The sequence below is a fragment of the Pseudoduganella sp. HUAS MS19 genome (assembly GCF_053615455.1).
In genome coordinates this window covers 5,619,902-5,644,135 of the sequence record NZ_CM132133.1, presented here as the reverse complement: position 1 = coordinate 5,644,135, position 24,234 = coordinate 5,619,902, and the positions used below count along the sequence as shown (strand labels likewise).

At 63.9% G+C, this 24,234-nt stretch carries 19 protein-coding genes; 10 read left to right on the top strand and 9 right to left on the bottom strand.

Going from position 1 to position 24,234, the window contains the following annotated elements:
• Window positions 1-10: 10 nt before the first annotated feature.
• Both mutL and ACWBU6_RS25825 read right to left on the bottom strand, forming a co-directional pair.
• On the bottom strand, window positions 11-1,945 hold the full coding sequence (gene mutL, locus ACWBU6_RS25830) for a DNA mismatch repair endonuclease MutL (RefSeq protein WP_452646190.1): 1,935 nt from the start codon (window positions 1,943-1,945) through the stop codon (window positions 11-13).
• An 86-nt stretch (window positions 1,946-2,031) separates the two neighbouring features.
• On the bottom strand, window positions 2,032-2,937 hold the full coding sequence (locus ACWBU6_RS25825; RefSeq protein ID WP_452646189.1) for a peptidylprolyl isomerase: 906 nt from the start codon (window positions 2,935-2,937) through the stop codon (window positions 2,032-2,034).
• 109 nt (window positions 2,938-3,046) lie between these two features.
• On the opposite strand from ACWBU6_RS25825, the gene ACWBU6_RS25820 reads away from it, so the two are divergent.
• Both ACWBU6_RS25820 and ACWBU6_RS25815 read left to right on the top strand, forming a co-directional pair.
• Window positions 3,047-3,691 (top strand): VTT domain-containing protein, encoded by a 645-nt coding sequence (locus ACWBU6_RS25820; RefSeq protein ID WP_452646188.1) that lies wholly within the window; start codon window positions 3,047-3,049, stop codon window positions 3,689-3,691.
• Window positions 3,692-3,757: 66 nt separating this feature from the next.
• Window positions 3,758-4,834: a carbonic anhydrase gene (locus ACWBU6_RS25815; RefSeq protein WP_452646187.1), complete on the top strand. Its 1,077-nt coding sequence runs from the start codon at window positions 3,758-3,760 to the stop codon at window positions 4,832-4,834.
• On the opposite strand, the gene ACWBU6_RS25810 is transcribed toward ACWBU6_RS25815, so the two are convergent.
• Genes ACWBU6_RS25810 through tsaE form a run of 3 tightly spaced genes read right to left on the bottom strand, consistent with a single transcriptional unit; the run spans window position 4,818 to window position 7,564 of the window.
• On the bottom strand, window positions 4,818-5,558 hold the full coding sequence (locus tag ACWBU6_RS25810) for a D-hexose-6-phosphate mutarotase (RefSeq protein WP_452646186.1): 741 nt from the start codon (window positions 5,556-5,558) through the stop codon (window positions 4,818-4,820). The genes ACWBU6_RS25815 and ACWBU6_RS25810 overlap by 17 nt on opposite strands.
• A gap of 9 nt (window positions 5,559-5,567) precedes the next feature.
• Window positions 5,568-7,115 (bottom strand): N-acetylmuramoyl-L-alanine amidase, encoded by a 1,548-nt coding sequence (locus tag ACWBU6_RS25805; protein ID WP_452646185.1) that lies wholly within the window; start codon window positions 7,113-7,115, stop codon window positions 5,568-5,570.
• Window positions 7,079-7,564, bottom strand: a complete 486-nt coding sequence (gene tsaE, locus ACWBU6_RS25800) for a tRNA (adenosine(37)-N6)-threonylcarbamoyltransferase complex ATPase subunit type 1 TsaE (protein ID WP_452646184.1) — start codon at window positions 7,562-7,564, stop codon at window positions 7,079-7,081. Before tsaE ends, ACWBU6_RS25805 begins: the two co-directional genes overlap by 37 nt.
• 41 nt (window positions 7,565-7,605) lie before the next feature.
• Here tsaE and queG point away from each other — a divergent pair, with 41 nt between their 5' ends.
• Entirely contained in the window at window positions 7,606-8,715 is a 1,110-nt protein-coding gene (gene queG, locus ACWBU6_RS25795) for a tRNA epoxyqueuosine(34) reductase QueG (RefSeq protein WP_452646183.1), read from the top strand.
• Window positions 8,716-8,746: 31 nt separating this feature from the next.
• Entirely contained in the window at window positions 8,747-10,171 is a 1,425-nt protein-coding gene (locus ACWBU6_RS25790) for a GGDEF domain-containing protein (protein ID WP_452646182.1), read from the top strand.
• Window positions 10,172-10,177: 6 nt separating this feature from the next.
• Here ACWBU6_RS25790 and ACWBU6_RS25785 read toward each other — a convergent pair whose 3' ends face one another.
• Window positions 10,178-10,765 carry a response regulator transcription factor gene (locus ACWBU6_RS25785; RefSeq protein ID WP_452646181.1) on the bottom strand — a complete coding sequence of 196 codons (588 nt, stop codon included), beginning with the start codon at window positions 10,763-10,765 and terminating at the stop codon, window positions 10,178-10,180.
• 25 nt (window positions 10,766-10,790) lie between these two features.
• Window positions 10,791-12,764, bottom strand: a complete 1,974-nt coding sequence (locus ACWBU6_RS25780; protein ID WP_452646180.1) for a sensor histidine kinase — start codon at window positions 12,762-12,764, stop codon at window positions 10,791-10,793.
• Window positions 12,765-12,886: 122 nt separating this feature from the next.
• Here ACWBU6_RS25780 and ACWBU6_RS25775 point away from each other — a divergent pair, with 122 nt between their 5' ends.
• From ACWBU6_RS25775 to ACWBU6_RS25755, 5 genes are all read left to right on the top strand, one after another.
• Window positions 12,887-13,879 (top strand): TRAP transporter substrate-binding protein, encoded by a 993-nt coding sequence (locus ACWBU6_RS25775; protein ID WP_452646179.1) that lies wholly within the window; start codon window positions 12,887-12,889, stop codon window positions 13,877-13,879.
• A gap of 325 nt (window positions 13,880-14,204) precedes the next feature.
• Window positions 14,205-14,729, top strand: coding sequence for a methylated-DNA--[protein]-cysteine S-methyltransferase (locus ACWBU6_RS25770; RefSeq protein WP_452646178.1), 525 nt, complete (start codon window positions 14,205-14,207; stop codon window positions 14,727-14,729).
• Window positions 14,705-15,607, top strand: a complete 903-nt coding sequence (xerD, locus tag ACWBU6_RS25765; RefSeq protein WP_452646177.1) for a site-specific tyrosine recombinase XerD — start codon at window positions 14,705-14,707, stop codon at window positions 15,605-15,607. The genes ACWBU6_RS25770 and xerD overlap by 25 nt, the downstream gene beginning before the upstream one ends.
• Window positions 15,608-15,662: 55 nt before the next feature.
• Window positions 15,663-15,836 (top strand): hypothetical protein, encoded by a 174-nt coding sequence (locus ACWBU6_RS25760; RefSeq protein WP_452646176.1) that lies wholly within the window; start codon window positions 15,663-15,665, stop codon window positions 15,834-15,836.
• Window positions 15,836-17,182, top strand: coding sequence for a hypothetical protein (locus tag ACWBU6_RS25755; RefSeq protein ID WP_452646175.1), 1,347 nt, complete (start codon window positions 15,836-15,838; stop codon window positions 17,180-17,182). Before ACWBU6_RS25760 ends, ACWBU6_RS25755 begins: the two co-directional genes overlap by 1 nt.
• A gap of 58 nt (window positions 17,183-17,240) precedes the next feature.
• Here ACWBU6_RS25755 and ACWBU6_RS25750 read toward each other — a convergent pair whose 3' ends face one another.
• Window positions 17,241-20,363 carry an efflux RND transporter permease subunit gene (locus ACWBU6_RS25750; RefSeq protein WP_452646174.1) on the bottom strand — a complete coding sequence of 1,041 codons (3,123 nt, stop codon included), beginning with the start codon at window positions 20,361-20,363 and terminating at the stop codon, window positions 17,241-17,243.
• Window positions 20,364-20,374: 11 nt separating this feature from the next.
• On the bottom strand, window positions 20,375-21,577 hold the full coding sequence (locus ACWBU6_RS25745) for an efflux RND transporter periplasmic adaptor subunit (protein WP_452646173.1): 1,203 nt from the start codon (window positions 21,575-21,577) through the stop codon (window positions 20,375-20,377).
• Between the two features lie 203 nt (window positions 21,578-21,780).
• On the opposite strand from ACWBU6_RS25745, the gene ACWBU6_RS25740 reads away from it, so the two are divergent.
• On the top strand, window positions 21,781-24,213 hold the full coding sequence (locus ACWBU6_RS25740; RefSeq protein WP_452646172.1) for a sensor domain-containing protein: 2,433 nt from the start codon (window positions 21,781-21,783) through the stop codon (window positions 24,211-24,213).
• Window positions 24,214-24,234: the final 21 nt, after the last annotated feature.

Below are 24,234 nucleotides of genomic sequence, written 5' to 3'. Positions count from 1 at the left end.
GCTGCCCGTTCTACTGCCCGCGCAGGAAAAGTTTATCCAGCGCGTTGATGTCGATCTGGACCCAGGTCGGGCGGCCATGGTTGCACTGGTCGGCGCGTTCGGTCGCTTCCATATGGCGCAGCAGTGCATTCATTTCCGGCACAGCCAGGATGCGGTTGGCGCGCACCGCGGTGTGGCAGGCGAGGGTGCCGAGCAGCTCATTGCGGCGCTCGATCAGCACGCGCGAGCCGCCATACTCCCGTACGTCGCGGATCACGTCGCGCGCCAGGGTTTGCGCATCGGCGTTCTTCAGCAGGGCGGGGACGGCGCGCACGGCCAGCGTGGTGGGCGACATGACGGCAATGTCAAAGCCAAGGGTTTTCAGCGTGTCGCCGTGCTCCTGCACGGTGCCAACTTCCACTGCATCGGCGTAGAAGGTGACGGGAATCAGCAGGTTCTGCACCGACATTTCAGTGCCGTCGATCTGGGCGTCCAGCGCGTTCTTCAGCTGCTCGTACAGGATGCGTTCGTGCGCCGCATGCATGTCGACCAGCACCAGGCCCTTGCTGTTCTGGGCCAGGATGTAGATGCCATGCAGTTGCGCCAGCGCGAAGCCGAGTGGGAACTCCTCGCCGGCCATTTGCGCCGACGAGGCGGCGATCGGTGCCGCTTGCGGCAGCGTGTAATCGGAAGAGGCGCGGAAGCCATTGCCGCCGTCCGCTGCCGTCGCACCGGGAACGAAATTGTCGCGCGGGTCGTTCGACCACAGGGCGCCGTAGCGTTCCGTGCTCTGGGCCACGCCGCCGCTGCCTGCGCCGCCGAATGGCGATGGCGAGAAAGTTGGCCGATATTCCGGGTTCAGGATCGAGCCGAAGCTGGTCTGCTGCTGCGGGCGCCAGACGGGACCCGAGGCCTGCAGGTTGTCCGCGGCCGGCAGTGGCGAAGGCACGCTGCCGTGCGAGGTGGCTGAGGTAGCAGCCAGCGCGCGCTGTACGGCGTGGAACACGAACTGGTGCACGGCACGGCTGTCGCGGAAACGCACTTCGATCTTCGACGGGTGCACATTGACGTCGACCAGCGCGGGATCGAGGTCGAGCGCCAGCACATAGGATGGATAGCGGTCGCCATGCAGCACGTCTTCATAGGCGGCGCGTACGGCATGCACCAGCAGCTTGTCGCGCACGAAGCGGCCGTTGACGTAAAAGTACTGGCTGTCGGCACGGCCCTTGGAGGCGGTCGGCAGGCCGGCGAAGCCGTGGATGCGCAGCACGCCGGAACCTTCGTCCAGCGCCAGGCGGGCCTCCTCGAAATTGCTGCCCAGGATCTGGGCGCTACGCTTGGCCATGTCGCTGACCATCCAGTGGTCGACAGTCTTGCCGTTGTGGCTTAACGTGAACGATACGTCAGGGCGGGCCAGGGCGATGCGGCGTACGACCTCCGCGCAGTGGCCGAATTCGGTTTGCTCGGATTTCAGGAACTTGCGCCGCGCCGGCGTGTTGAAATACAAGTCGCGCACGTCGATTGTTGTGCCGGGAGCGCCGGAGGATGGCACCACCGTGCCTTCGTGCGAGCCTTCCAGTTCCCATGCATGGGCGCCGTCGGCGGTGCGGGAGGTGAGGGTGACTGCCGCCACGGAGGCGATCGAAGCCAGGGCTTCGCCGCGGAAGCCAAGGGTGCCGACGTTTTCCAGGTCATCCAGCGAGGCGATTTTCGAGGTCGCGTGGCGTGCCAGGGCCAATGGCATCTGGTCGGGCGGGATGCCGCGGCCGTTGTCAGTAATGCAAATGCGTTTGACGCCGCCTTCTTCCAGCCGCACGGTGACCTGGGTCGAACCGGCGTCCAGGGCGTTTTCCAGGAGCTCTTTGACAACAGCCGATGGGCGTTCCACTACCTCGCCCGCGGCGATCTGGGAAATCAGTTGGTCAGGAAGGGCCCGGATCGGGCGCGGTGGGGTCGGCGCGTTCATTGCCACATTATAATGTCCACCTTGGGGTCAGGAACAGAAGTGGACAATGTCCACTTCTGTTCCTGACCCCAAGGTGGACATTTGCCTTATTTCACTTCGCGCACGGGGATGGGGACGTTGCACAGGTCGACATGGCCGGCGGCGTATTTGGTCCAGGGGCCGCCGCGGTTGCGCTGCGCTTCGGCCACCGACTTGAAGCTGGCCGACTCGGTGCGCATCACTTCGAACTTCGAACGTTCCGCTTCCGGCACGTCGGCTGCCAGCCTGACCGATTTGAGCGGCACCCATTGGTCCTCTTTCTCGATCATGCCCATCGGCGCCGGGCCGCGCGGCAGCACGGACAGCAGCGGCATGCCGCTGACGATGCGCCCCACCACGGTGATGTTGCGGTCCAGGTGGCGTGGGGAATTGCCGATCACGGTATACAGGGTGCCGCCATTGCCGCTGTCCGATTCATTGCCGCGCGCCACGCCGACCATACCGTAGCAATGCGCCAGCCAGGCTTGGCCCGTTTTCGGGTCGCGTGCGGACGGGAATCCATTTGAATGGCCAACTTGCGGCGCATAGCCGTCCTTGTCCGGCAGGCGGGTGAACTGGCTGTCGTTTTTCATCGCTACCGTGAATTCCTGCTCCAGCCGGGCCTTGGCGGTGCCGATCGCCTTTGGCTTGTCCTCGCGCGGATCGCCCCACTGCACCACGAAATTGTCCTGCGTGCGATAAATCCACAGGCCGTCCCAGTAGCCTTCCCTGGCCAGGGTGCGGATATTGGCGGCGTGGTTGGGCGCGAAGGCCGGCGCCAGTTCAATGATCACGCGGCCCGCCGGCAGGTCCATGTACAGGGTGTTGGCCGGGTCGAGCTGGCGCCAGTGCGCCGCTGGCGCGGCCTTGATGATGTCGCTGACGGTCGGCTTGGGCGGCAATTCTTTCGCGGGCGCGGCCATGGCGGCCAGGGGTGAGGCCAACGCGAAGGCGGCGAGCATGGTGGACTTCACAAATGTCTCCTTTGTGGGGTTCTAAGCGGGTTCTAAGTTGCCGGGGAATTTTAGCCTGTAAGATGGACAGTTTGGTATGATTCCCGCCGCAACCTTTTTGGGATAAATAATGGATTTCGTTCAATTGCTGGACATGCTGGTTCACGTAGACCGCGCGATGGGCACCCTGATCGCGCAGTACGGCGTATATGTATATGCACTGCTGTTTGCCATCGTCTTCTGCGAGACCGGCCTGGTGGTACTGTTCTTCTTCCCTGGCGATACGCTGCTGTTCATTGCCGGCGCCTTCTGCGCCACCGGCGACATGCATCTGGGCCTGCTGATGTTCCTGCTGACCACTGCCGCAATCCTGGGCAATACGACCAATTACTGGATAGGCGAGGCGATCGGCCAGCGCGTGTTTACCCATGATTACCGGTGGATCAACAAGGATGCGCTGAACCGCACCCACGAATTCTTCGAAAAACATGGCGGCAAGACCATCATCCTGGCGCGTTTCGTCCCCGTGGTGCGCACCTTCGCGCCGTTTGTGGCCGGGGTGTCGGACATGACCCATGGCCGCTTCCAGCTGTTTAACTTTGTCGGCGCCATAGCCTGGGTGGTGTCGCTTTGCGTGGCCGGTTATATCTTCGGCAACACCCCCTGGGTGCGTGACCACCTGAGCGCCATCGTGCTGGTGGGCGTCAGCGCGGCCGTGGTGCCGATGGCACTGGGCGCTGCCTGGAAACTGGGCCGCCGCGTACTCAAGCGTTAAGCCGCACTCAAGTTTTCCCCCAGCGCAACCGTTAACCGGAGAAACAGTCTCTCCTCCGGATTTAACATGCGTAACTTGATCGCCCTGTCGGCCTGTTGTCTTGTCATCGGGACAGCAGGCGCCGCCGATCCCGTCATCCCGCCGTCGAAAGGCGTGCCGAGCATTCGCCCCAACTTGGCCGCTGCCGCTGCGGCCGACAAGGCGAACGTTGAAAAGGAAGCCAGTGCGGCCAGCGGCCCGAAGTATGTGCCGCCGGTACGCAAAAAGCCGGCCGCATCGGCCGCAACCCAGCGCGAGGAAGAGGCGCGCGCGGAAGCGGAATTGTCGGAGAAGATCGCCCAGCGCCTGGCCGAAATGCGTGCCAATCAGGCCGCCCGCCTTGCCGCTGCGGAGAAGGCACGCAAGCAGAAAGCCACCAAGGCTGCCGCTGCCCAAGTCGCCGCCAAGGCCCCGCCGCCGCGCGTCTATGGCACCCATTGGACCTATGAGGGTGAACATGGCCCGGCCAACTGGTCCAAGATCAATTCGGATTGGGCGAAATGCTCAAGCGGCAGCCGCCAGTCGCCGATCGATATCCGTGACGGCATGAAGGTGGACCTGGAGCAGATCGCCTTCGATTACCGTCCATCCGGTTTCAATGTGACCGACAACGGGCATACCGTGCAGGTGATGGTTGGCCCGGGCAATTACCTGAGCGTGGCTGGCCGCACCTACGAGCTGCAGCAGTTCCACTTCCACCGCCCGGCCGAGGAGCGCGTCAACGGCAAGGGCTTCGAAATGGTGGTGCACCTGGTGCACAAGGATCCGGAAGGCAGGCTGGCGGTGCTGGCGCTGCTGCTCGAGCGCGGCAAGCCGCAACCGACCATCCAGACCGTGTGGAACAACCTGCCGCTGGAGAAAGGCGATACGGCCACGCCAAGCATCGTGCTGGACCCCAACGACCTGCTGCCGCAACGCCGCGACTACTACACCTTTATGGGCTCGCTGACCACGCCGCCGTGCACCGAAGGCGTGCTGTGGCTGGTGATGAAGGAGCCGGTGCAGGCCTCGCCTGCGCAACTGGCCTTGTTCAGCCGTCTTTATCCATTCAATGCACGTCCGATCCAGGCCAGCTCCGGCCGCATGATCAAGGAATCAAACTGATGGTGTGAAGGCCGGTCCATCCGGCACCGGCCTGCAGCACTTGCTTGTCTACCCGGGCAGGTTCGATGCAGACGAAACGGCGGTGGTCGCCGTCGTCCATGTCGGCGGTCGCTGCCGCGCCTTCCGCCCCCGGATTCCAGACTACCCATTCCGAAAAGCCTTGCTGTTCCAGCTGCAGCCGGCCGGCGCCGGTGTCGAGGAGAAGCTGCGGTGTGCCGGGGCGGATATCGTCCAGCGCACCGCTGAAGGGCATGCCGTCCAGCGTGGCCTGCTCGAATTCGGCGACCGCGAAATAGGTGTGCAGTGCACCGGCCCAGCTGAAGTCCTGCTGGCCTGTGTTGCGAACGGTGTAGCTGATGGCCAGCGCATTGGCCTTCAGCTCGAAGCGCAGGCGCAATTCAAACGCGCGCGGCCAGGATTGGAAGTGGTTGCGCGACAGGTCGGTTTGCGCCAGCTCCAGTTCGGCCCAGTCATTGGCCTGCTCCACGATGCGCCAGGTGGAGGTGCGGGCGAAGCCGTGGCGCAGGCCGTCGCCGCGGGTGGCAAATTGCGGGAAGATGACAGGTACGCCGCCGCGGACGGCAGCGCTGCCGTCGAGCGCTGAGCGCTGGCTCAGGAACAGGCGTTCCTTGCCGTCCGCAGTCTTCCACGACATCAGATGTGCACCGAACAGGGAAATGGAGGCTTCGGCGCCTTCGGCAGTGGAGATGCGAACTTCGTTCATGCGCTTTCCTTAAGTGAGCCGGTTCTTCGAGAGCGGCGGGTTCTTGGCGAAATAGCGGCGGATGCCTTTGACGATGGCGTCCGCGATCTTGTCCTGGTAAGCGTCGTCCAGCAGGCGCGCTTCTTCTTCCGGGTTGGAGATGAAGGCGGTCTCGATCAGGATCGACGGGATGTCGGGCGCTTTCAGCACGGCGAAACCGGCCTGTTCGACCGAGCCTTTGTGCAGCTTGTTGATGCCGCCGATTTCGCCCAGCACTGCCTTGCCGACCTTCATACTGTCGTTGATCTGGGCGGTGGTGGAGAGGTCGAACAGCACGCTGGCCAATTGCGGGTCGTGTCCTTTGGCGTTGGCGCCGCCGATCAGGTCGGCCTGGTTTTCCTTGTCGGCCAGCCAGCGCGCGGCGGACGAGGTGGCGCCTTTTTCGGACAGCACGAAGACGGAAGAGCCGCGGGCGCTGGCTTTCACGAAGGCATCGGCGTGAATCGAGACGAACAGGTCGGCATCGACCTTACGGGCCTTTTCCACGCGTTTTCCGAGCGGGACGAAGTAGTCGCCGTCGCGCGTGAGCATGACGCGCATATTGGGGTGGTCTTCGATCTTGTCCTTCAAGCGCTTGGCGATGGCCAGCACGATGTCTTTTTCGCGGCTGCCGCGCGCGCCGATTGCACCGGGGTCTTCGCCGCCGTGGCCGGGGTCGAGCGCGATGGTGAGCATGCGCACCATCTTTTCCTGGCCGGATTTCTGGCCGGGCTTGTGGTGTGCCGGCGCCGGGTCCGGCTCGCCGGGTTGCGCAGCGATGGCAGGCGATTGGGCAGGCGTGCCGGCGCCGGGCGCTGGCGCGGTTGCCCCGGGCTGGCTGGCTGTGGCCTGGGCATTGCCAGCGGCGCCCTGGCCTGCGGACGCGCTGCCTTGGCCGGGCAGGGCCGTTTGGCCCGCGCTGCCGGCTTGGCCTGGCGCGGCGGGCTGGCCTGGGGAGGCCGGCTGGCCAGCAAGCGCAGGCTGGCCCGTTGCGTTGCCCTGGCTGCCAGGCGCCTGCGCGCTGGCGCCGTCAGCCTTGTCGTCCTGCGACCACTCGCCTTTCTCGATCAGCGCGGCGATCGGGTCGACGGCCTTGACCGGGTAGAGGTCGAAGATCAGGCGATGCTTGTAATTGCCGACCGGTTCCAGCGTGAACACCTGCGGCGTGACCTTTTCCTTCAGGTCGAACACCAGCCGCACCACGTTCGGGCGGTTCTGGCCGACGCGCACTTCCTTGATGTACGGGTCGTTGGACTCGATCTTGGCGACCAGGCTTTTCAGCGTGGAGTTCAGCACCAGGCCGTCGATGTCGACCACCAGCCGGTCCGGGTCAGGGACCAGGAAGTGCTTGACCTTGAGATCGGTGTCGTTCTCCAGCGTGACGCGCGTGTAGTCTTCCGCCGGCCACACGCGTACAGCCAGGATCTGCGCGGCTTGCGCAGTCATCGGTGCGAACACGGACAGCAGCAGGGTGCCGCCGGCCTTGAGCACCGTGCGGCGGCTTACAGGTTTGGAGCGAATTGGAGGCGTTGCAGGCATGACGTACCAAGAGCGGAAGACGGCTGCAATTCTACATCACGTCCGGACCCGGCTACAGAGAGGTAAACATGAAGGTCGGGCGGCGGCAACACGCCGTCCGCCTTCTCCGGCCATTCGACGATGCACACGTTCTCGCGATTGAACTCTTCGCGAAAGCCGGCATCGAGGAATTCCTCCGGGCTGCCCATGCGGTACAGGTCGAAATGCACCACATTGGCCAGCTTGCCGTCGACCTTCACGCGGTAGGGCTCGGACAGGGTATATGTCGGGCTTTTCACCGGTCCCACATGGCCTGCCGCATGCAACAGCGCGCGCGTCAGCGCAGTCTTGCCGGCGCCCAGGTCGCCATGCAGGTAGATCGCCATGCCGGGCAGCAGGGCGCGCGACAGCGCAGCGCCTAGCGCCGCAGTACCGGCTTCGTCGTGGAGATGGGATTTAAAGTGCTGCATCGAATAAAATGATGGTTTGGATTTCCCCGCATTGTAAGGCCGTGTCACTCTCCCAAGCCAATTTAGACGAATTAGCCAGCCGCATCAAGGCGTGGGGGCTGGAACTCGGCTTCGCAGAGGTGCGCATTGCCGATATCGACCTGTCGGCTGCCGAGGCGGGGTTGCAAGCGTGGCTGGATGCCGGCATGCACGGCGATATGGACTATATGGCAAGCCACGGCATGAAACGCGCGCGCCCGGCGGAACTGGTGCCGGGCACGGTGCGCGTGATCACGGCCCGCATGAATTACCTTCCCGCTGCAGCCGGCGAGGGCTGGCGCGAGCGCGAAACGGCGCGCCTGTCCGATCCCACGCAGGCGGTGATCTCGGTGTATGCCCGCGGCCGCGATTACCACAAGGTGCTGCGCGCGCGGCTGCAGCAGCTGGCGGACAAGGTCAGCGCGGAGATCGGCCAGTTCGGCTACCGCGTGTTCACCGACTCGGCGCCGGTGATGGAACTGCCGCTGGCGGAAAAGTCGGGCCTGGGCTGGCGCGGCAAGCATACCTTGCTGATCAACCGCAGCGCGGGCTCCATGTTCTTCATGGGTGAGATCCTGGTCGACCTGCCATTGCCGGTCGATGAACCGACCGGTGCGCACTGCGGCCAGTGCACGGCCTGCATCGATGTCTGCCCGACCCAGGCCATCCTCGGGCCGGGCAAGCTGGACGCGCGACGCTGCATTTCTTACCTGACCATCGAACTCAAAAGCTCCATCCCGCAAGAACTGCGGCCTTTGCTGGGCAACCGTGTCTACGGCTGCGACGATTGCCAGACAGTCTGTCCCTGGAACAAGTTCGCCCAGCGCGCCACGCTGCCGGATTTCGACGAGCGCCACGCCCTGGGCAATGCCGGCATGATCGAGCTGTTTGCGTGGAGCGAGGAGGAGTTCAACCGCCGCATGGAGGGCAGCCCGATCCGCCGCATCGGCCATGAGCGCTGGCTGCGCAACCTCGCAGTAGGACTTGGCAATGCGGCGCGCATGGGCGCCGAGGGCGACCCGGCCATCCTGGCTGCGCTGCGGGCGCGCCGCGGCCACCCGTCGGAAATGGTGCGCGAGCACGTGGAATGGGCGCTTAGCCAGCATCAACAGGCAGCACTAGGGCATAATTGACCTGTCCTGGTCAAAAATCCCGAGTGACTAATTGTCTCCATTTGCGGAAGCAGTACAGAGTTATCGCGAATTGTCGCCTGTGAATGTGTGGCGGCATGGCAGTGCGCCAGAAAAGCGCGCGATCTTCGGCGGCTGGCTGCTGTTGCTGCTGCTTTGCGTGGCGCTGGGCGTGGCCACCGTCAAATGGAACTGGTCCGGCATGCCCATTGACATGGGCGGCGTCACCGCCTATGTCACCATTTATCCGCCGCTGCCCATCTGCCTGCTGCTGACGCTTACGCTGGGCTGGTGGTGGGGCGCGGTTCCGGCCTATTGTTCGACCCTGGTGCTGGCGCTGTATGCCGGCATGTCCCTGCATTGGGCGCTGTTGTTCGCCTGCGCCAATCCGCTGGGGTTCAGCATCCTGGCGATCGGCTACCGCGCCATGGTCATGCGGCGCGACCTGCGGCAACTGACCTCGCTGATGTTTTACGTCCAGCTTTGTTTCGTGGCCAGCATTTTCGGTTCGTCCGGAGCCCTGATCTGGAGCTATACCAATCACATTGCGCCCGGGGCACAGCTGCCGGTATGGCAGGGCTGGTGGCTCGGCTCCTTCCTGCAAAGCGTCCTGATTGGCGGCCCGGCAATGGCCGTGTTGTGGCCGCGCGTGGACCGCTGGCAGTTGCAGCGCCAGAAACTGATGCGCAGGCGGCGCGGCGGCTCGCGCCGCTCCGTATTGCGCATGCTGGCAACGGTGGCGGCTGGCGTACTGATTTATGGCTTTGTCACGATCCGCCTGGCCGAGGCGGATGCCGCTCACGCGCCGGAGGTATTCCGCCAGACGGTATGGATCTTCTACTGGGTGTTCGCGGCCATCATCGTTTTCATCGCCTTCTTCGGCTACCAGTTGTTCTCGCATTGGCAGGATTCGACCGACGGGCTGTTGAACGAGATGCAGCGCATGAATGTCGACCTGGAACGCCTGGCCACGACGGATGCGCTGACCGGTTTGCTGAACCGCCGCGCCGCCGACCGCCATCTCGATGCGGAGTGGCACCGCGCGCGCCGCTCAGGCCATGCCTCGGCCCTGGTACTGCTGGATATCGACCATTTCAAGCAGGTGAACGACAAGTACGGCCACCCGGGCGGCGATGCGGCCCTGCGCGTGCTGGCGTCCTGCATCCGCTCGGTGATGCGGGAAGTCGACGTCGGCGCGCGCTACGGCGGTGAGGAATTCCTGGTCGTGCTGCCGGAAACCGGTCGCGAAGGGGCCTTCGTATTTGCCGAACGCCTGCGCGAGCGCGTGGCGGGCTGCGAGATCAACCACGACAACCGCCTTTTCCGCTGCCAGGTCAGTGTCGGCATCGCCATCAGCGACAAGCACGAGGCGAGCTATGAACAATGGGTGCGGCGTGCCGACGAGGCACTATATCGGGCCAAGCAGGGCGGGCGCAACCAGGCCGTCATGGGCGTGTAGCCCGCTTTACTTCAGCAGCCCGGCCAGTTCGACAGCGGTCTTGACCTGCATCTTGTCGAAGATATGGGCACGGTGCACTTCAACGGTGCGCATCGAGATGCCCAGTTCGTCGGCCACCACCTTGTTCATCTTGCCGGCCAGGATCAGGTCCAGCACTTCGCGCTCGCGGCTCGAGAGCGTGGCCAGGCGCGCCTGCACGGCCGCCTTGGCGCTGGCCTGGCGCGAGGCAGCCAGGCCTTCCTGCACGCGGTCCATCAACTGGTTGTCATTGAAGGGTTTTTCGAAGAAGTCGAAGGCGCCGCGCTTGAGGGTGTCGACCGCCATGGGTACGTCGCCGTGGCCGGTAAGGAAGATGACCGGCAGGCGTGCCGTCAGCCCGCGCGCCGCCAGCTGGTCGAAGGCGGCGATGCCGTTGATCTCGGGCATGCGCACGTCGAGCAGCACACAGTCGCCTTCCGGATCGAACGCTCCGCTTTGTGCGAAGGCGAGAAAGGCGGTTGCGCTGTCGTAGCTGGTAGCTGCGATGCCGCGCGAGGATGCGAGCCAGGACAGGGCATCGCGCACCACGGCTTCATCGTCAACGATATGTAGCATTCTGGGGTCTCCCGAATTTGCTGTATTAGGCGCCGCCTGCGACCGGCAGCGTAAAAGTGAATATGGTACCGCCTTGCGGATTGCCGCGGTGGGTCAATGTGCCGCCATGGAATTCGATCGCGGTGCGGCAAATGTTAAGGCCCATGCCCATGCCTTCCGCCTTGGTCGAGAAGAAGGGCGAGAACAGGCGCTCGGCCACTTCCTGCGGAATGCCGTGGCCATTGTCGATGACCTGCACCACCACCACGCCCGCCAGGGGATCGTTTGCAGCCACCACGCGCAGCACCCTTTTCAGCGGCTGTACATCGGCCATCGCTTCGATGCCGTTGCGGGTCAGGTTCAGTAGCACCTGTTCGATCAGCATACGGTCGGCGCGCACCGGCGGCAGCGATTCCGGAATGTCGATTTGCAGCGAAACATGATGCTGGCGCGCCTGCAGCTCGATCAGCACCAGGATGGCGTCGAGCATGGATTGCAGCGCCACGTCCTGCCGCTCCGATTCGCGGTTCTTCACGAATTCGTGCACGCTGCGGATGATCTGTCCGGCGCGCTGGGCCTGGGTGCCGGCTTGTTCCAGCGCGGGTTTCAGCAAGGCCGGGTCGCCGCCGCGCGCAAGGATATTCAACGCACCGGTGGTGTAGCTTGAAATGGCGGCCAGCGGCTGGTTCAGTTCATGCGCCAGCATGGAAGCGATTTCGCCCATGGTGGCCAGGCGCGCGCTCGCTTGCAGCTTTTCCTGGTGCTGGCGGTTCAGTTCCTCCATGCGCTTACGGTCGGAAATGTCGAGGATGGAGCCCATATAGCCGGTGTGGCGCCCTTCCTTGTCCACCAGCGGCGCCTCGAACACCAGCACCGGGATGCGGGTGCCGTCCGGGCGCTGGAACAGGGTTTCGAATTCGGGCGTGATGGAACCGGCCAGTACGCTGGCCAGGCGGTGCTGATATTCCTCCATCACGTCCGGCGCCCAGTAGGGCATGGGCGGCGAGCGCCCGATCAGTTCTTCCGCCGGGTAGCCCACCATCTGGCAGAAGGCGGGATTGACGTAGGTGATGCGGCCTTCCAGGTCGCGTGCGCGCAAGCCGGTCACCAGCGAGTTTTCCATCGCCGTGCGGAACGACATTTGCTGGCGCAGTTCGCCCTCGGCCGCCAGGCGGCGCGAGATGTGGCCCCATAGCGCGAACAGGCTCCACAACAGGGCCAGCGACAGCGCGATGACGGAGCCGACCAGCAGGTTGGGCAGCAGTTTCGGTGCGCTCTTGACGCTGTCGGTCATCAGGATGATGGTGGTGCCGGGCAGGTCGAGGGCGCGCTTGTGGGTGTAGACGCCGTGGCCGGGACCGGCCGAACTGCGGCGCGCCAGCACCTTGTCGTCGCGGTCGAGCAGGCTGATCTGGTTATCTTGCGCGAACCACCAGGGCACCATTTCCTCCAGCAGGCTGCTCAGCTGGAAGCTTGCCACCAGGCTGCCCAGCCACTGGTCGCCGCGGTAAATTGGAAAGTGCAGGTCCATCTTCAACTCGCCTGGCGCGGTGCTGCCGGCCATCGGTTCCGGTTCGGCATAGACTGGAGCGTGGGTGCGGCGCGCATGGTCCTGCGCCGCCAGCGAGGCCGCGCCAAGCATAGCGCTGCCGTTCGGGGCGGCCGGCGCCCCCTCGCTTGCCACGACAATGCGGCCGGCGGGATCGACCTGCACCACGCTTTTCAGCTCGGCACCATTTCTCAGCATGCGGCCCATGCGCTGCTGCACTTCGGCCGGCGCCGGGTGGCCGCTGGCGATCTCATTGGCCAGGCCGCGCAGGCTTTCTTCATGGCGGCCGAGCTGGAAGCGGAGCGACTGTTCCACCCACAGGGTATCGGCGATCAGCTGCTCCTGTCGCTCATTGCTTTCAAGCTGGCGCGCCTGCCACGGCAGCCAGAACACGATGGCAACGAACAGCAGCACCAGGACCACCGGCAGCAGCCAGCGTATGGAAGAGGGCAGGGATATGCGTTTCAACATGCACCGAGGGTAGCGAATCCAGTTGCTGCTTGTATTGTGGGTTTCCACAGTTGTGTGCCACCATTCCGGTGGACACAATATAAAGTGAGAATAATAATGCACCAAAATCGCCGGGAGACCTTATGCATTTGAAGCCCCTCCTGGCCGCCTTCGGCGCGGCCGCATTTGTCACGTCCCAAGCCTTGGCCCAGGCGCCCATCGTCATCAAATTCAGCCACGTGGTGGCGCCGGATACCCCCAAGGGGCAGGCGGCGGAGCGCTTCAAGCAGCTCGCCGAGAAGTCGACCGGCGGCCGGGTCCGGGTCCAGGTCTACCCGAACAGCCAACTGTACAAGGACAAGGAGGAGCTGGAAGCCCTGCAACTGGGTGCGGTGCAGATGCTGGCGCCGTCGCTGGCCAAGTTCGGCCCGCTGGGCGTGAAGGAGTTCGAAGTGTTCGACCTGCCTTACATTTTCCCCAACAAGACGGCGCTGTACAACGTGACCGAAGGCCCGATCGGCAAATCGCTGCTGAAGAAGCTCGAGACCAAGGGCATCACGGGCCTGGCGTATTGGGACAATGGCTTCAAGGTCATGTCGGCCAACCGCCAGTTGCGCGTGCCGGCCGACTTCAAGGGCCTGAAGATGCGCATCCAGTCCTCCAAGGTGCTGGACATCCAGATGCGCGCACTGGGCGCGGTTCCGCAATCGCTGGCTTTCTCGGAAGCGTATATGGCGCTGCAGACCGGCGTGGTGGACGGCACCGAGAACCCGCCCTCCAATATGTACACGCAGAAGATGCATGAGGTGCAAAAGCATCTGACCATTTCCAACCACGGCTACCTGGGTTACGCGGTGATCGTCAACAAGAAATTCTGGGACGGCCTGCCCGGGGATATCCGCGGCAAGCTGGAAGGAGCCATGAAGGAAGCCACCACCTACGAAAAAGCCATCGCCCAGCGCGACAACGATATGGCGCTGGAGGCGATCCGCAAGTCCGGCAAGACCCAGATCTACAACCTGAGCGCCCAGGAGCAGGCCTTGTGGCGCAATGCCCTGCTGCCGGTGCAAAAGCAGATGGAAGAACGCATCGGCAAAGACCTGATCCACGCCATCAACCGCGAAACAGCAAAGTAAATTCCTGTCAAGTTGCTCAAAATAAATAACGATATTCGGAAAAAGATCGGTTACTATGGCGACGCCCCCGAACGGTGCGACTTGCACCATGATGGTTACGGGCACAGGATTTAGTGGGGAGTGAAGAAGAAGAACCAGCGGCGCGGCCGCGGATCATAGAGGAGACACGCTGCCTGACAGTATGCCGTTGGCCGCCGCCACAAGCGGGGTTAAATGGCCGGGGCGGTGAAAAAAAAGATTCAAGACGCACCTGAGGGTGCGTTTTTTTTTGCCCTATCCTGGCGCGCTGGTGTAGCATGATTGCCACAGTTTTATTGGAGTAAGCGTGACCGAAAAACAACATGTTGGCAGGCAGTTCAGCGCCATCATCCATCTCCCGTTCGGCGCCATGGGCGTCGGCACGGCCGGCGCAGTCGTGACGGAAATGTTCTATCTGCCCGGCGACACGCCGGAACAGGCGCCCGCCAATGCGCTGGCGGAAAAGGCCGTTCAGCAGTTGCTGGCCTATTGCGACGATGCCGATTACGTCTTCGACCTGCCGCTGGCCATGCGCGGCAGCGAATTCCAGTGCCGCGTGTGGCAATCGCTGCGCGAGATACCGCGCGGCCAGGTGCGCACCTACGGCGAGCTGGCCAGGCACCTTGATTCCGTGGCCCGCGCCGTGGGGCAGGCTTGCCGCAGCAACCCCTTCCCGCCGCTGGTGCCTTGCCACCGCGTGATGGGCGCCAGCAGCCTGGGCGGATTTGCCGGCAGCGACGACCAGAACGGTTTCACCCTCGGCGTGAAGCGCTGGCTGCTGGCGCACGAAGGACATAAAGAATATCAATGGCAGCAGGCAACCTTGCTCTGATCGACGAGTTCTGCGACAGCCTGTGGCTGGAGGACGGCCTGTCCAGGAATTCCCTCGATGCCTACCGGCGCGACCTGACCGCCTTTGCCCAATGGCTGGAAACGGCGCGGCCCGCGGTCGGCAGCCTGCATGCGGCCGGCACGGCCGACCTGCAAGCCTATTTCGCGGCGCGCCATGCGGACACCAAGGCCAGCTCGGCCAACCGCCGCCTGTCCGCACTGAAGCGCTTCTATCAGCTTGCACTGCGCCAGCGCCATATCGCGGAAGATCCCTGCCTGCGCATGGCTTCGGCCAAGCAGCCGCTGCGCTTCGTCCACACCCTGAGCGAAGGGCAGGTGGAAGCGCTGCTGGCCGCGCCCGACCTGCGCACGCCGCTGGGTATCCGCGACCGCACCATGCTGGAGCTGATGTATGCCAGCGGCCTGCGGGTGTCGGAGCTGGTGGCCCTGAAGACGCTCGAGCTGAGCATGAACGATGGCGTGCTGCGCGTCACCGGCAAGGGCGCCAAGACGCGCCTGGTGCCGTTCGGCGAACAGGCGCGCCTGTGGATCGAGCGCTACCTGCGCGAAGCGCGCGGCATCATTCTCGCCGGACAGCAGGACGACGCGCTGTTTGTGACCGGCCGCGGCGGGCCGATGACACGCCAAATGTTCTGGGTGGTGGTGAAGAAGCATGCGCTGAAGGCGGGCATCACGGCGCCGCTGTCGCCGCATACCCTGCGCCATGCGTTTGCGACCCACTTGCTGAACCATGGCGCCGACCTGCGCGTGGTACAGTTGCTTTTAGGCCACTCCGATATTTCTACAACACAGATCTACACCCACGTCGCCCGCGAGCGTTTGAAGCAGCTTCATGCGCTACATCATCCGCGCGGATAATTTCGTTTGCGCAGCGGCGCCAATCGGCTTACCTTGAGGCCAGGAGGATCACACCATGGCAAAAACGAATTTCCAGTACGAAAAACGGCAGCGCGAGTTGGAAAAGAAACGCAAGGCGGAAGAGAAGGCGCAGCGCAAGCTGGACGCCAAGAACCGGCCGCCTTCCGAACAGGCAGCCGATGAGGCCGGCTTCGAAACCAGCGAGACGGACACCACCACACAGGAATAATGAAACGACACGCCCTCGCCACACTATCGATTACCACCGCACTCCTCAACAGCCCACCAGCAGTTGCCGCCGAGGGCACCTTATCCCCGCCAAAGTGTGCAGCGCAGTCCGAAAGCGCGGACCCCGCTTTGGCCTACGTCATTGCCAGCTCCGCCGCCGTGCGCTCGGCGCCATCGGCAACGGCCGAGCTGGTCGGTTACGCACCGATTGCCCGCCCGCTCGAGCTGTTCTGCCAGCAGGACGGCTGGATCAAGGTGACGGTCGACGGAGCGGAAAGCATGAAAGGCTGGCTGCGCGCCGACCTGGCGGGAGCGCAACTGCCGACGCGGGATGCAGCGCTGGCCGCATTGCGCGGCGCTCAGGCCGGAAATTTCGCTGCCTTGCGCAACCAGGCCGAACGCGTGCTGGCATTCGATCCGCTGGATGAAAGCAATTTCGAAACCGTGCTGCAAGTGGTGCGCAGCGCGGGCGATGCGGAGTGGACGCAGAAGCTGGAGCGCCGCCTGGCCCTGCTGCGTGCGCCCACCGTCACGCGTGCGCCCAACGAAGAAAAGATGCTGTTCGCCGTGGACGGCGAAGGCATGAGCGCCGTGGCTCGCTTTGCCGACGGGAAGTGGCATGGGTATTCGGCGAGCAATGGTGCCAACGAGGAAGAGCGCAAGAATGACCAGAAGTTTGCCGGTCGTTACTTTGCGCTCGGGCGTGCCTACAACTTCTATGCGCGCGGCGGAGTGGATGGAATGGTGCTGGCGGCAGGCCGGCAGGAAATGGGTTGTTCCTCGATGGCGGCCAACTACAAGCGTGTCGGCGCCAGGCTCGCGGTCCGCAGCGGCTTGGCGGCAAACTTTGCCTTGACGGAGCAGCCGGCTGGCCAGGAACTGTCTGTCGCGGATGCGCAAAAACGCAGCGTGCTTGACGTAGCTGGCGCGATGCTGAAAGCCCAGGGCGTGCCGGCAGCCGCTATCGCGCGCTTGCTGCGTGCGCCGGCCGGGAACGAGCGGGGCCTGCTCATTACGGCGGTCCCGGCGCCAGGGCAATCGTCGCCTGCGCTGGTGGCGTCGTCTTCGTATTCCAATCCCGAGTCTGGCCAAGGGTATTCCTTCTTGCTGGTCATGGAAGCGGACCGGGGCGGGAAGTATGGCGCTACCCACCGCTATTTCAAGAAAATGCAGACGGAAGAAGACGCGGGTTCTTACAGCCTGCTGGCCTACGTTGACACGGACGGCGATGGACAACAGGAGCTGCTGTTGGCGTACAGCGGCTATGAGAGCTGGCGCTATGAGATGCTGCAGCGTAATGGAAAGGGCTGGAACAAATTGTTCGAAGGCGGCGACGGCGGTTGTTGAGAGAGGCTGGCGGCCGCCGTATCGTCCCCGCCAATGCGGGGACGGGTAGGGCGAACTTTTACGCGGCTTCCGCCACGTCGGATTTTTCCACGGCAGGCGCCTCGTCCTGGTGGCCGCGGCGCAGCCAGCGCCTGGCGCGCTTGCCGAAGCTGTCAAGATAAGTGTAGGCCACCGGCACCACCACCAGGGTCAGCAGGGTGGAGGTGATCACGCCGCCAATCACGGCGCGACCCATCGGCGCCTGGGTTTCGCCGCCTTCGCCGAGGCCGATCGCCATCGGCAGCATGCCGAAGATCATCGCCAGGGTGGTCATCAGGATGGGGCGCAGGCGCACCTGGCCGGCGGCCATGATGGCGTCGTACTGGCTCATGCCGTCGCGCTGGCCGTGGTTGGTGAAGTCCACCAGCAGGATGGCGTTCTTGGTCACGAGCCCCATCAGCATGATCACGCCGATCACGGAGAATACGTTCAGCGTGGAGCCCGTCACCAGCAGCGCCGCCAGCACGCCGATCAGCGACATCGGCAGCGACACCATGATCGCAATCGGCTGCAGGAAGCTGCCGAACTGCGAGGCCAGTACGATGTAAATGAACACCACTGCGATGCCCAGCGCCGTCATGGCGCCGTTCATGGTTTCGGCCATCTGCTGCGCATTGCCTGCCACGTCGAAGCGCACGCCGTCCGGCAAGGTCATCGAGTCCATGGCTTTCTTGACGTCGGCATCGACGTCGCCGGCAGGGCGGCCTTCGGTGCCGGCGTAGATCGCCACGCGGCGCTGCAAGGCCTGGCGCTTCAGCACTTGCGGGCTGAAGCCGGGCACGAAGTCCACCACCTGGCGCAACGGCACCATCAGGGGGTTGCCGTCCGGGCCGGTCTTGCTGGAAGTCAGCGACAGGTCGGCCAGGTCGGCGATGCGCTGGCGATCCGATTTCGGCAATTGCACATTGACTTCATAGTTCTGGCCATCGGCAGCCAGCCAGTAGCTGGCCGTATCGCCGGCCACAAAAGGCCGCATGGCGCTGCCTATTTGCTGCACGGTGAGTCCCAGGTCGCTGGCCAGCTCGTTGTTGATCTTGATCAGGGTCGAAGGATTGGCGCCCTCCTGGCTGTATTCCAGGTCGGCCACGCCCTTGATCTGGCGCATCTTGGCCATCAGGGTCTGCGCGGTCTGTTCCAGCTTCGCTTCGTCGGTGCCGAGGATGGCGATGAAGATCGGCTTCTGGCCCACCGACATGGTGATGCCAGGGATGCTCTCCAGGCGCTTGCGGATCGCGCTCTCCAGTTTTTGCTGCGACTGGCGGCCGGTGGTCTTGGCGTCGGTCAGTTTCAGGCGCATGAAGGACATGTGGCGGCCGCCCTGGTCACCGACATTGGCCAGCACGGCGTCGATCTCAGGGAATTCCTTGAGCGCAGCTTCCACCTGCTTCACCTTGGCGTCGTTGTATTCCAGGCTGGAGCCCACAGGCACCTTGAACTGAAGGAAGATCTGGCCCTGGTCGGTCTCCGGGAACATCTCGCCGCCAATCATCGGCACCAGCATCAGGCTGCCCACGAACAAGCCAAGGGCGGTGCTGAGCGTCAGCTTGCGCCACCTCAGCGCAAGCGCCAGCACCTTGCCATATATCTTGTGCACCTTTTCCACGCCGTGTTCGACCTTTTCCATGATGCGGCCCAGCCATGGCAGGTATTTGAAGCGGTCCTTGACCGGGTCGTGCCACACCGACGACAGCATCGGGTCCAGCGTAAAGGAGACGAACAGCGATACCAGCACGGCCACCGTCACGGTCACGCCGAACTGCAGGAAGAAGCGGCCGATGATGCCTTCCATGAAGGCTACCGGCACGAACACGGCGACGATCGCGAAGGTGGTGGCCATCACGGCGATACCGATTTCATTGGTGCCGTCCTCTGCCGCCTTGCGGTGATGCTTGCCGAAGCCGAGGTGGCGCACGATGTTTTCACGCACCACGATGGCGTCGTCGATCAGCAGGCCGATGCACAGCGACAGCGCCATCAGCGTCAGGAAATTCAGCGTGAAGCCGAAAGCCTTCATGGCGATGAAGGACGCCAGCACCGAGATCGGCAGCGTCAGGCCGGTGATGACGGTCGAGCGCCACGAGTGCAGGAAGAAGAACACGATCACCATGGTCAGGATTGCGCCTTCGATGATGGTGCGCTTCACGTTGTCGAGCTGCGCTTGCACGCGCTCGGACTGCGAATCCATCACCTTGATCTGGATGTCTTCCGGCAGGGTCTTGCGCAGGTTCTCCACCACTTTCAGGATGCCGCTGCCGACTTCGACCACGTTGGCGTCCTGCACCTTGGTGATGTCCAGCGATACGGCGCGCTTGCCGTTGACGCGCGAGATCGACTGCTCCTCGGCCTCGCCGTCGATCACATCGGCCACCTGGTCCAGATAGACCGGGCCATTGGCGCGGCGCGCGACGATAATCTTGTTGAACTCCTGCGCCTCCTTCAGCTTACCCTCGACGCGCACCAGGGTTTCAGTGACGTCTGCAGTCAGGCGGCCGGCCGGCAGGTTGGCGTTGGTGTTCTGGATGGCGCGCATTACCTCATCGACGCCGACACCCTGCGCACGCATATCGGCAGGGCGCAGGCTGACCAGCATCTGGCGCTTGGTGGTGCCGAACACGCGCACCTGGCCCACGCCGGGCACGCCCTGGAAGCGCTTGGCCAGGATCTGGTCGGTCATGGTGGACAGTTCGCGCAGGCTGCGCTTGTCCGAGATGAACGACAGGCTGACGATGGGCTGGTCGTTCTCGCCTTCGGCGCGGGCGATGAAGGGTTCTTTGGCTTCGCGCGGGAATTTCGGGCGCACCAGTGCGATCTTGTCGCGCATATCCTGCATCGCCTTGTCCATATTGGTGGACAGTTCGAATTCGACATAGACGCCGGACTTGCCTTCCCACGAGTTCGAGCGGATGGTCTTGACGCCCGATACGGTGTTGACGATGTCCTCGATCGGGCGCGTGATGTCGTTTTCCACCGCTTCGGGCGAGGCGCCCGGGTAGACCACTTCGATCGCGGCAAACGGGAACGAAACATTCGGCATGGATTCCACGCCGAGGCCCTTGTAAGAGAAGATGCCGAGCACCATCAGCGCCACCATCACCATGGTGGCAAAGACCGGCTGGCGGATCGAGATTTTCGTAATCCACATGGCGGCGTCCCTTAGCCTTTAGCCGCTGCCAACATGGCCGGCTTGGCGGCGGGAGCGCTTGCCGGCGCCGCCAGCTTGACCTTGGCGCCCGGTTTCACCCCTTCCAGCCTGGAGATGATGACGTTGGCGCCCTTGTCCAGGCCTCCGGTCACTTCGGCCAGGCCCACGTCCTCGCTGCGCAGGCCAAGGCTGACCGGCTGCGACACAACGATGCCATCGGCGATCTTGTAGACCACCTGCTTGCCCGCTTCCTCTCGCAGGGCAGCCAGGGGAACCATCGGCGCCTCCCTGGTGCGCTCGGTGGTGATATTGCCCTTGGCGAACATGCCGCCGCGCAGCACGCCGTCGGCGTTCGGCACCGAGATGTAGACCAGCATGGCGCGCGAGCCGGCTTCCGTGGTCGGGTTGATGCGGGCCACCTTGCCGCTGAATTCGCGCCTGGCGAAGCCGTCGACCTGGAAGCTGACTTGCTGGCCGACTTTCACGCGCGGGATGTCGGTAGTCGGCACCTGCGCTTCCAGCGTCAGCTCCTGCAGGCCGACGATGGTGTAGACGGGCATGTCAGGCGCGACCTTATCGCCCGCCTGCACATGACGTTTGGAGATGATCCCGCCGATCGGGGCACGGATCACGCTGTCGTTCAGCGCGATGCGGGCCAGTTCGACCAGGGCGGTAGCAGATTTGACATTGGCATGCGCCAGCGCGACGGCATTGGCCGTGGTGTCGAAGCTGGTTTGCGAGATGAATTTCTGCGACAGCAGCGCTTTCGCGTTGTATTCGTTTTTCTGCGCCATGCTCAGCCTGGCCTGCGCTTCCTCCAGCATGGCCTGCTGCTGGGCCAGGCGCGCCGTCAGGTCGGCCTGGTCGAGGCGGGCCAGCACCTGGCCTTCCTGCACCGAGACCCCTTCGCGCAGCGCCGCTTGCTGCACCTGGCCGGACACCTTGGATTTGATCGTGGCCTGCTGGACCGGGATTAGCGAACCCGACAGTGGGAGGCCGACCGACAGCGCACGCGTATCGATGGCGGCCACGTCGGCACTGGCCAGTTCCAGCACTGGCGCCGGCGTGGCGGCCGTGGCTTTCGGCGCTTCGGCCGGCTTGGCGCGCGCTTTCATGACGGCCCAGCCGCCCCCGGCCAGGCCCAGCACCACCAGGCCGATCAGGGGAAGGCGCCAGCGTTTCGGGGATTTCATGTGCACGGGTTGTGGGCTCATTATTGTCTCTTCGTTAAAGTTGTCCGCTGGCGCGGGTTGCGATGGTGTCACTGTAGGTTTTAACAAGTCCAGCAGCCATGGGAATGCGATAAAGCGCATAAACGGCGACCTGAAATGCAAAAAGCGGGGATGGAGCCGCAGCTTCTGGCGCACCTTTGATACATCGCAACCGGCGCGCCGCCCCCGGTGGCAAAAATGGGATTATGCGTACCACCATGCCCCCCTTGCCCCATGCGTTGACGCCCGCCCACGCTGCGCTCGACCTGATCGCAAGGATGGTCGCGGCGCTTGAGTTGACCCCGTCAGTCGCGGTATGCAGTTTGGATCGTGATGGGGTGATGCAGTTCTGCAACCAGGCATGCGCCGATATGCTCGGCCTTACGGTTGAGTCAGCGGTCGGCCAATGCAGGTCCAAGCTGTGTTCGCATGGCGACCGGCAGGATGAGCATGACGCGATGCTGGAAGAAGTCTGGCGCAGCGGCCGATGCCCGCCGTCAGGTGACTGGCAAATCAAAACAGGCGACGGCCGCGAACTTTGGGTGTACTCAACATGCATCCCGGTCTGGCATGACGGCGGGCTGGCGCAGATTTTTTGCATGGAAGTCGATGTCACACAGCGGTGCAAGGACTTCGATGCCTTGAAGGCGGCAGGCGCAAACTTTCATCACATGTTCGAACGGTCCAGCGACGCCATCTTCCTGTTGCGCGACGGCATGGTGGAAGAGGCCAACCCGGCTGCGGTAGGGCTGTTCAAGAGCGAAGGGCCGGAGCGCCTGGTCGGAGGCTTCCTGCACGACTTCTCGCCGATGACGCAACCGTCAGGCATGCTCTCGGCGGAAGCGGAGGCGCGCATGGCCGATGAGGCGAAGCAGCGGGGCAATGCGCGCAGCGAATGGCAGTATGTGGATGGCGAGGGCACGCTGTTCTGGGCTGAAGTATTGCTGACCGCCATCTCCCTCGACGGCAGCAGTTTGTACTATGCGGTGGTGCGCGATATATCCGAACGCAAGCGCGCCGAGCGCACCCTGTACCTGGCGGCGCAAGTGTTCGAGAACAGCCGCGATGCCATCGTGCTGACCGACCGGGGACGGCGCGTGATTGCCCTCAACCGTGCCTTCACGGACATTACCGGTTTCGCGCCGCAGGACATGCTGGGCAAGCCGGTCAGCCTGTTCCGCTCCGGCGTGCACGACGATTCGTTCTACCGCGAAGTATGGGCGCAGGTCGATGCCAGCGACCATTGGGAAGGCGAATCCTGGGGCCGCAAGCAGGGCGGGGCGCTCTTTCCCTGCTGGACCAGCATCAGCGCAATCCGCGACAGCGCGGGCCGCGTCAGCAACTATATGGGCACCGTCACCGATATCACCGAGCGCAAGAAGTCCGAGGAACACACGCGCCACCTGGCCGAGCACGACTTCCTGACCGATCTGCCGAACCGGGTGCTGCTGCTGGACCGCCTGCGGCTGGCACTGGCTGCCGCGCGCCGCAACCATGCCATGCTGGCGGTGCTGTTCGTTGACCTCGACCGCTTCAAGATGGTCAACGACACCCTGGGGCATTCGGTGGGCGACCGGCTGCTGAAGGAGGTGGCCAGCCGGCTGGTGCATTGCGTGCGTGAAGCCGACACGGTGAGCCGGCAGGGAGGCGATGAGTTCATTATCGTATTGTCGGATGTGGCGGGGCCGGAAGGGGCGGCCCATGCAGCGGACACGGTGCTGCGTGCGCTGGAACAGGAATTCGTGCTGGGCGAGCACATAGCCCATGTCTCGGGTTCGATCGGGATTGCCATGTTTCCCGCCGATGGGGACGAGATCGACAGCCTGCTGAAGCATGCGGATATCGCCATGTACCACGCCAAGCAGGAAGGCCGCAACGGCTACCAGTTCTTCGGCGGCGAGATGAACGCCCGCATCGTGGAGCGTTCCGGGCTGGAACAGGGCTTGCGGCGTGCGCTTGCCGAGCAGCAGTTCGAGCTGGCGTTCGAGCCGGAGGTGGAGATCGCCAGCGGTGCCGTGGTCGGGATGGAGGCGCTGGTGCGCTGGCGCCATCCCGACCTGGGTGTGCTGCTGCCGGAGCGCTTCATCGAGGTCGCCACCGAGGCGGGCATGATGGTGGCCATCGGCAATTGGGTGCTGCGGGAGGCCTGCCGCCATGCGCGCGCCTGGCGGGACCAGGGGCGGGAGCTGATGGTGTCGGTCAACCTGGCGCCGGCGCAGTTCGTGCACAAGGATTTGCCGGACTGCGTAGGCGATGCCTTGCGTACGGCCGGCTTGCCGGCGCAGTTGCTGGAGCTGCAACTGACCGAGGCCATGCTGATGCAGGGCGGCGCCCGGACGGAAGCCGTGCTGGGAAAATTGCGCGGGCTTGGCGTGCGGCTTTCCATCGACGACTTTGGCACCGGCTACTCGCGGCTGGGGCAGTTGAAGGACAGTCCGATCGACAAGCTCAAGATCGCCCAGTCGTTCTTCGACCACGGCACCGACGCCACCGCCATTCGCACCATCATCGCCATGGCGCGCAGCCTCGATATGACTGTCATCGCCGAAGGCGTCGAAACCGAGGACCAGCTCCAGCTCTTGCGCGAACTGGGCTGCGACCAATACCAGGGCCACCTGGCCAGCGCGGCCGGCCTCTAATGCCGCAAGCGGCGATTCGCT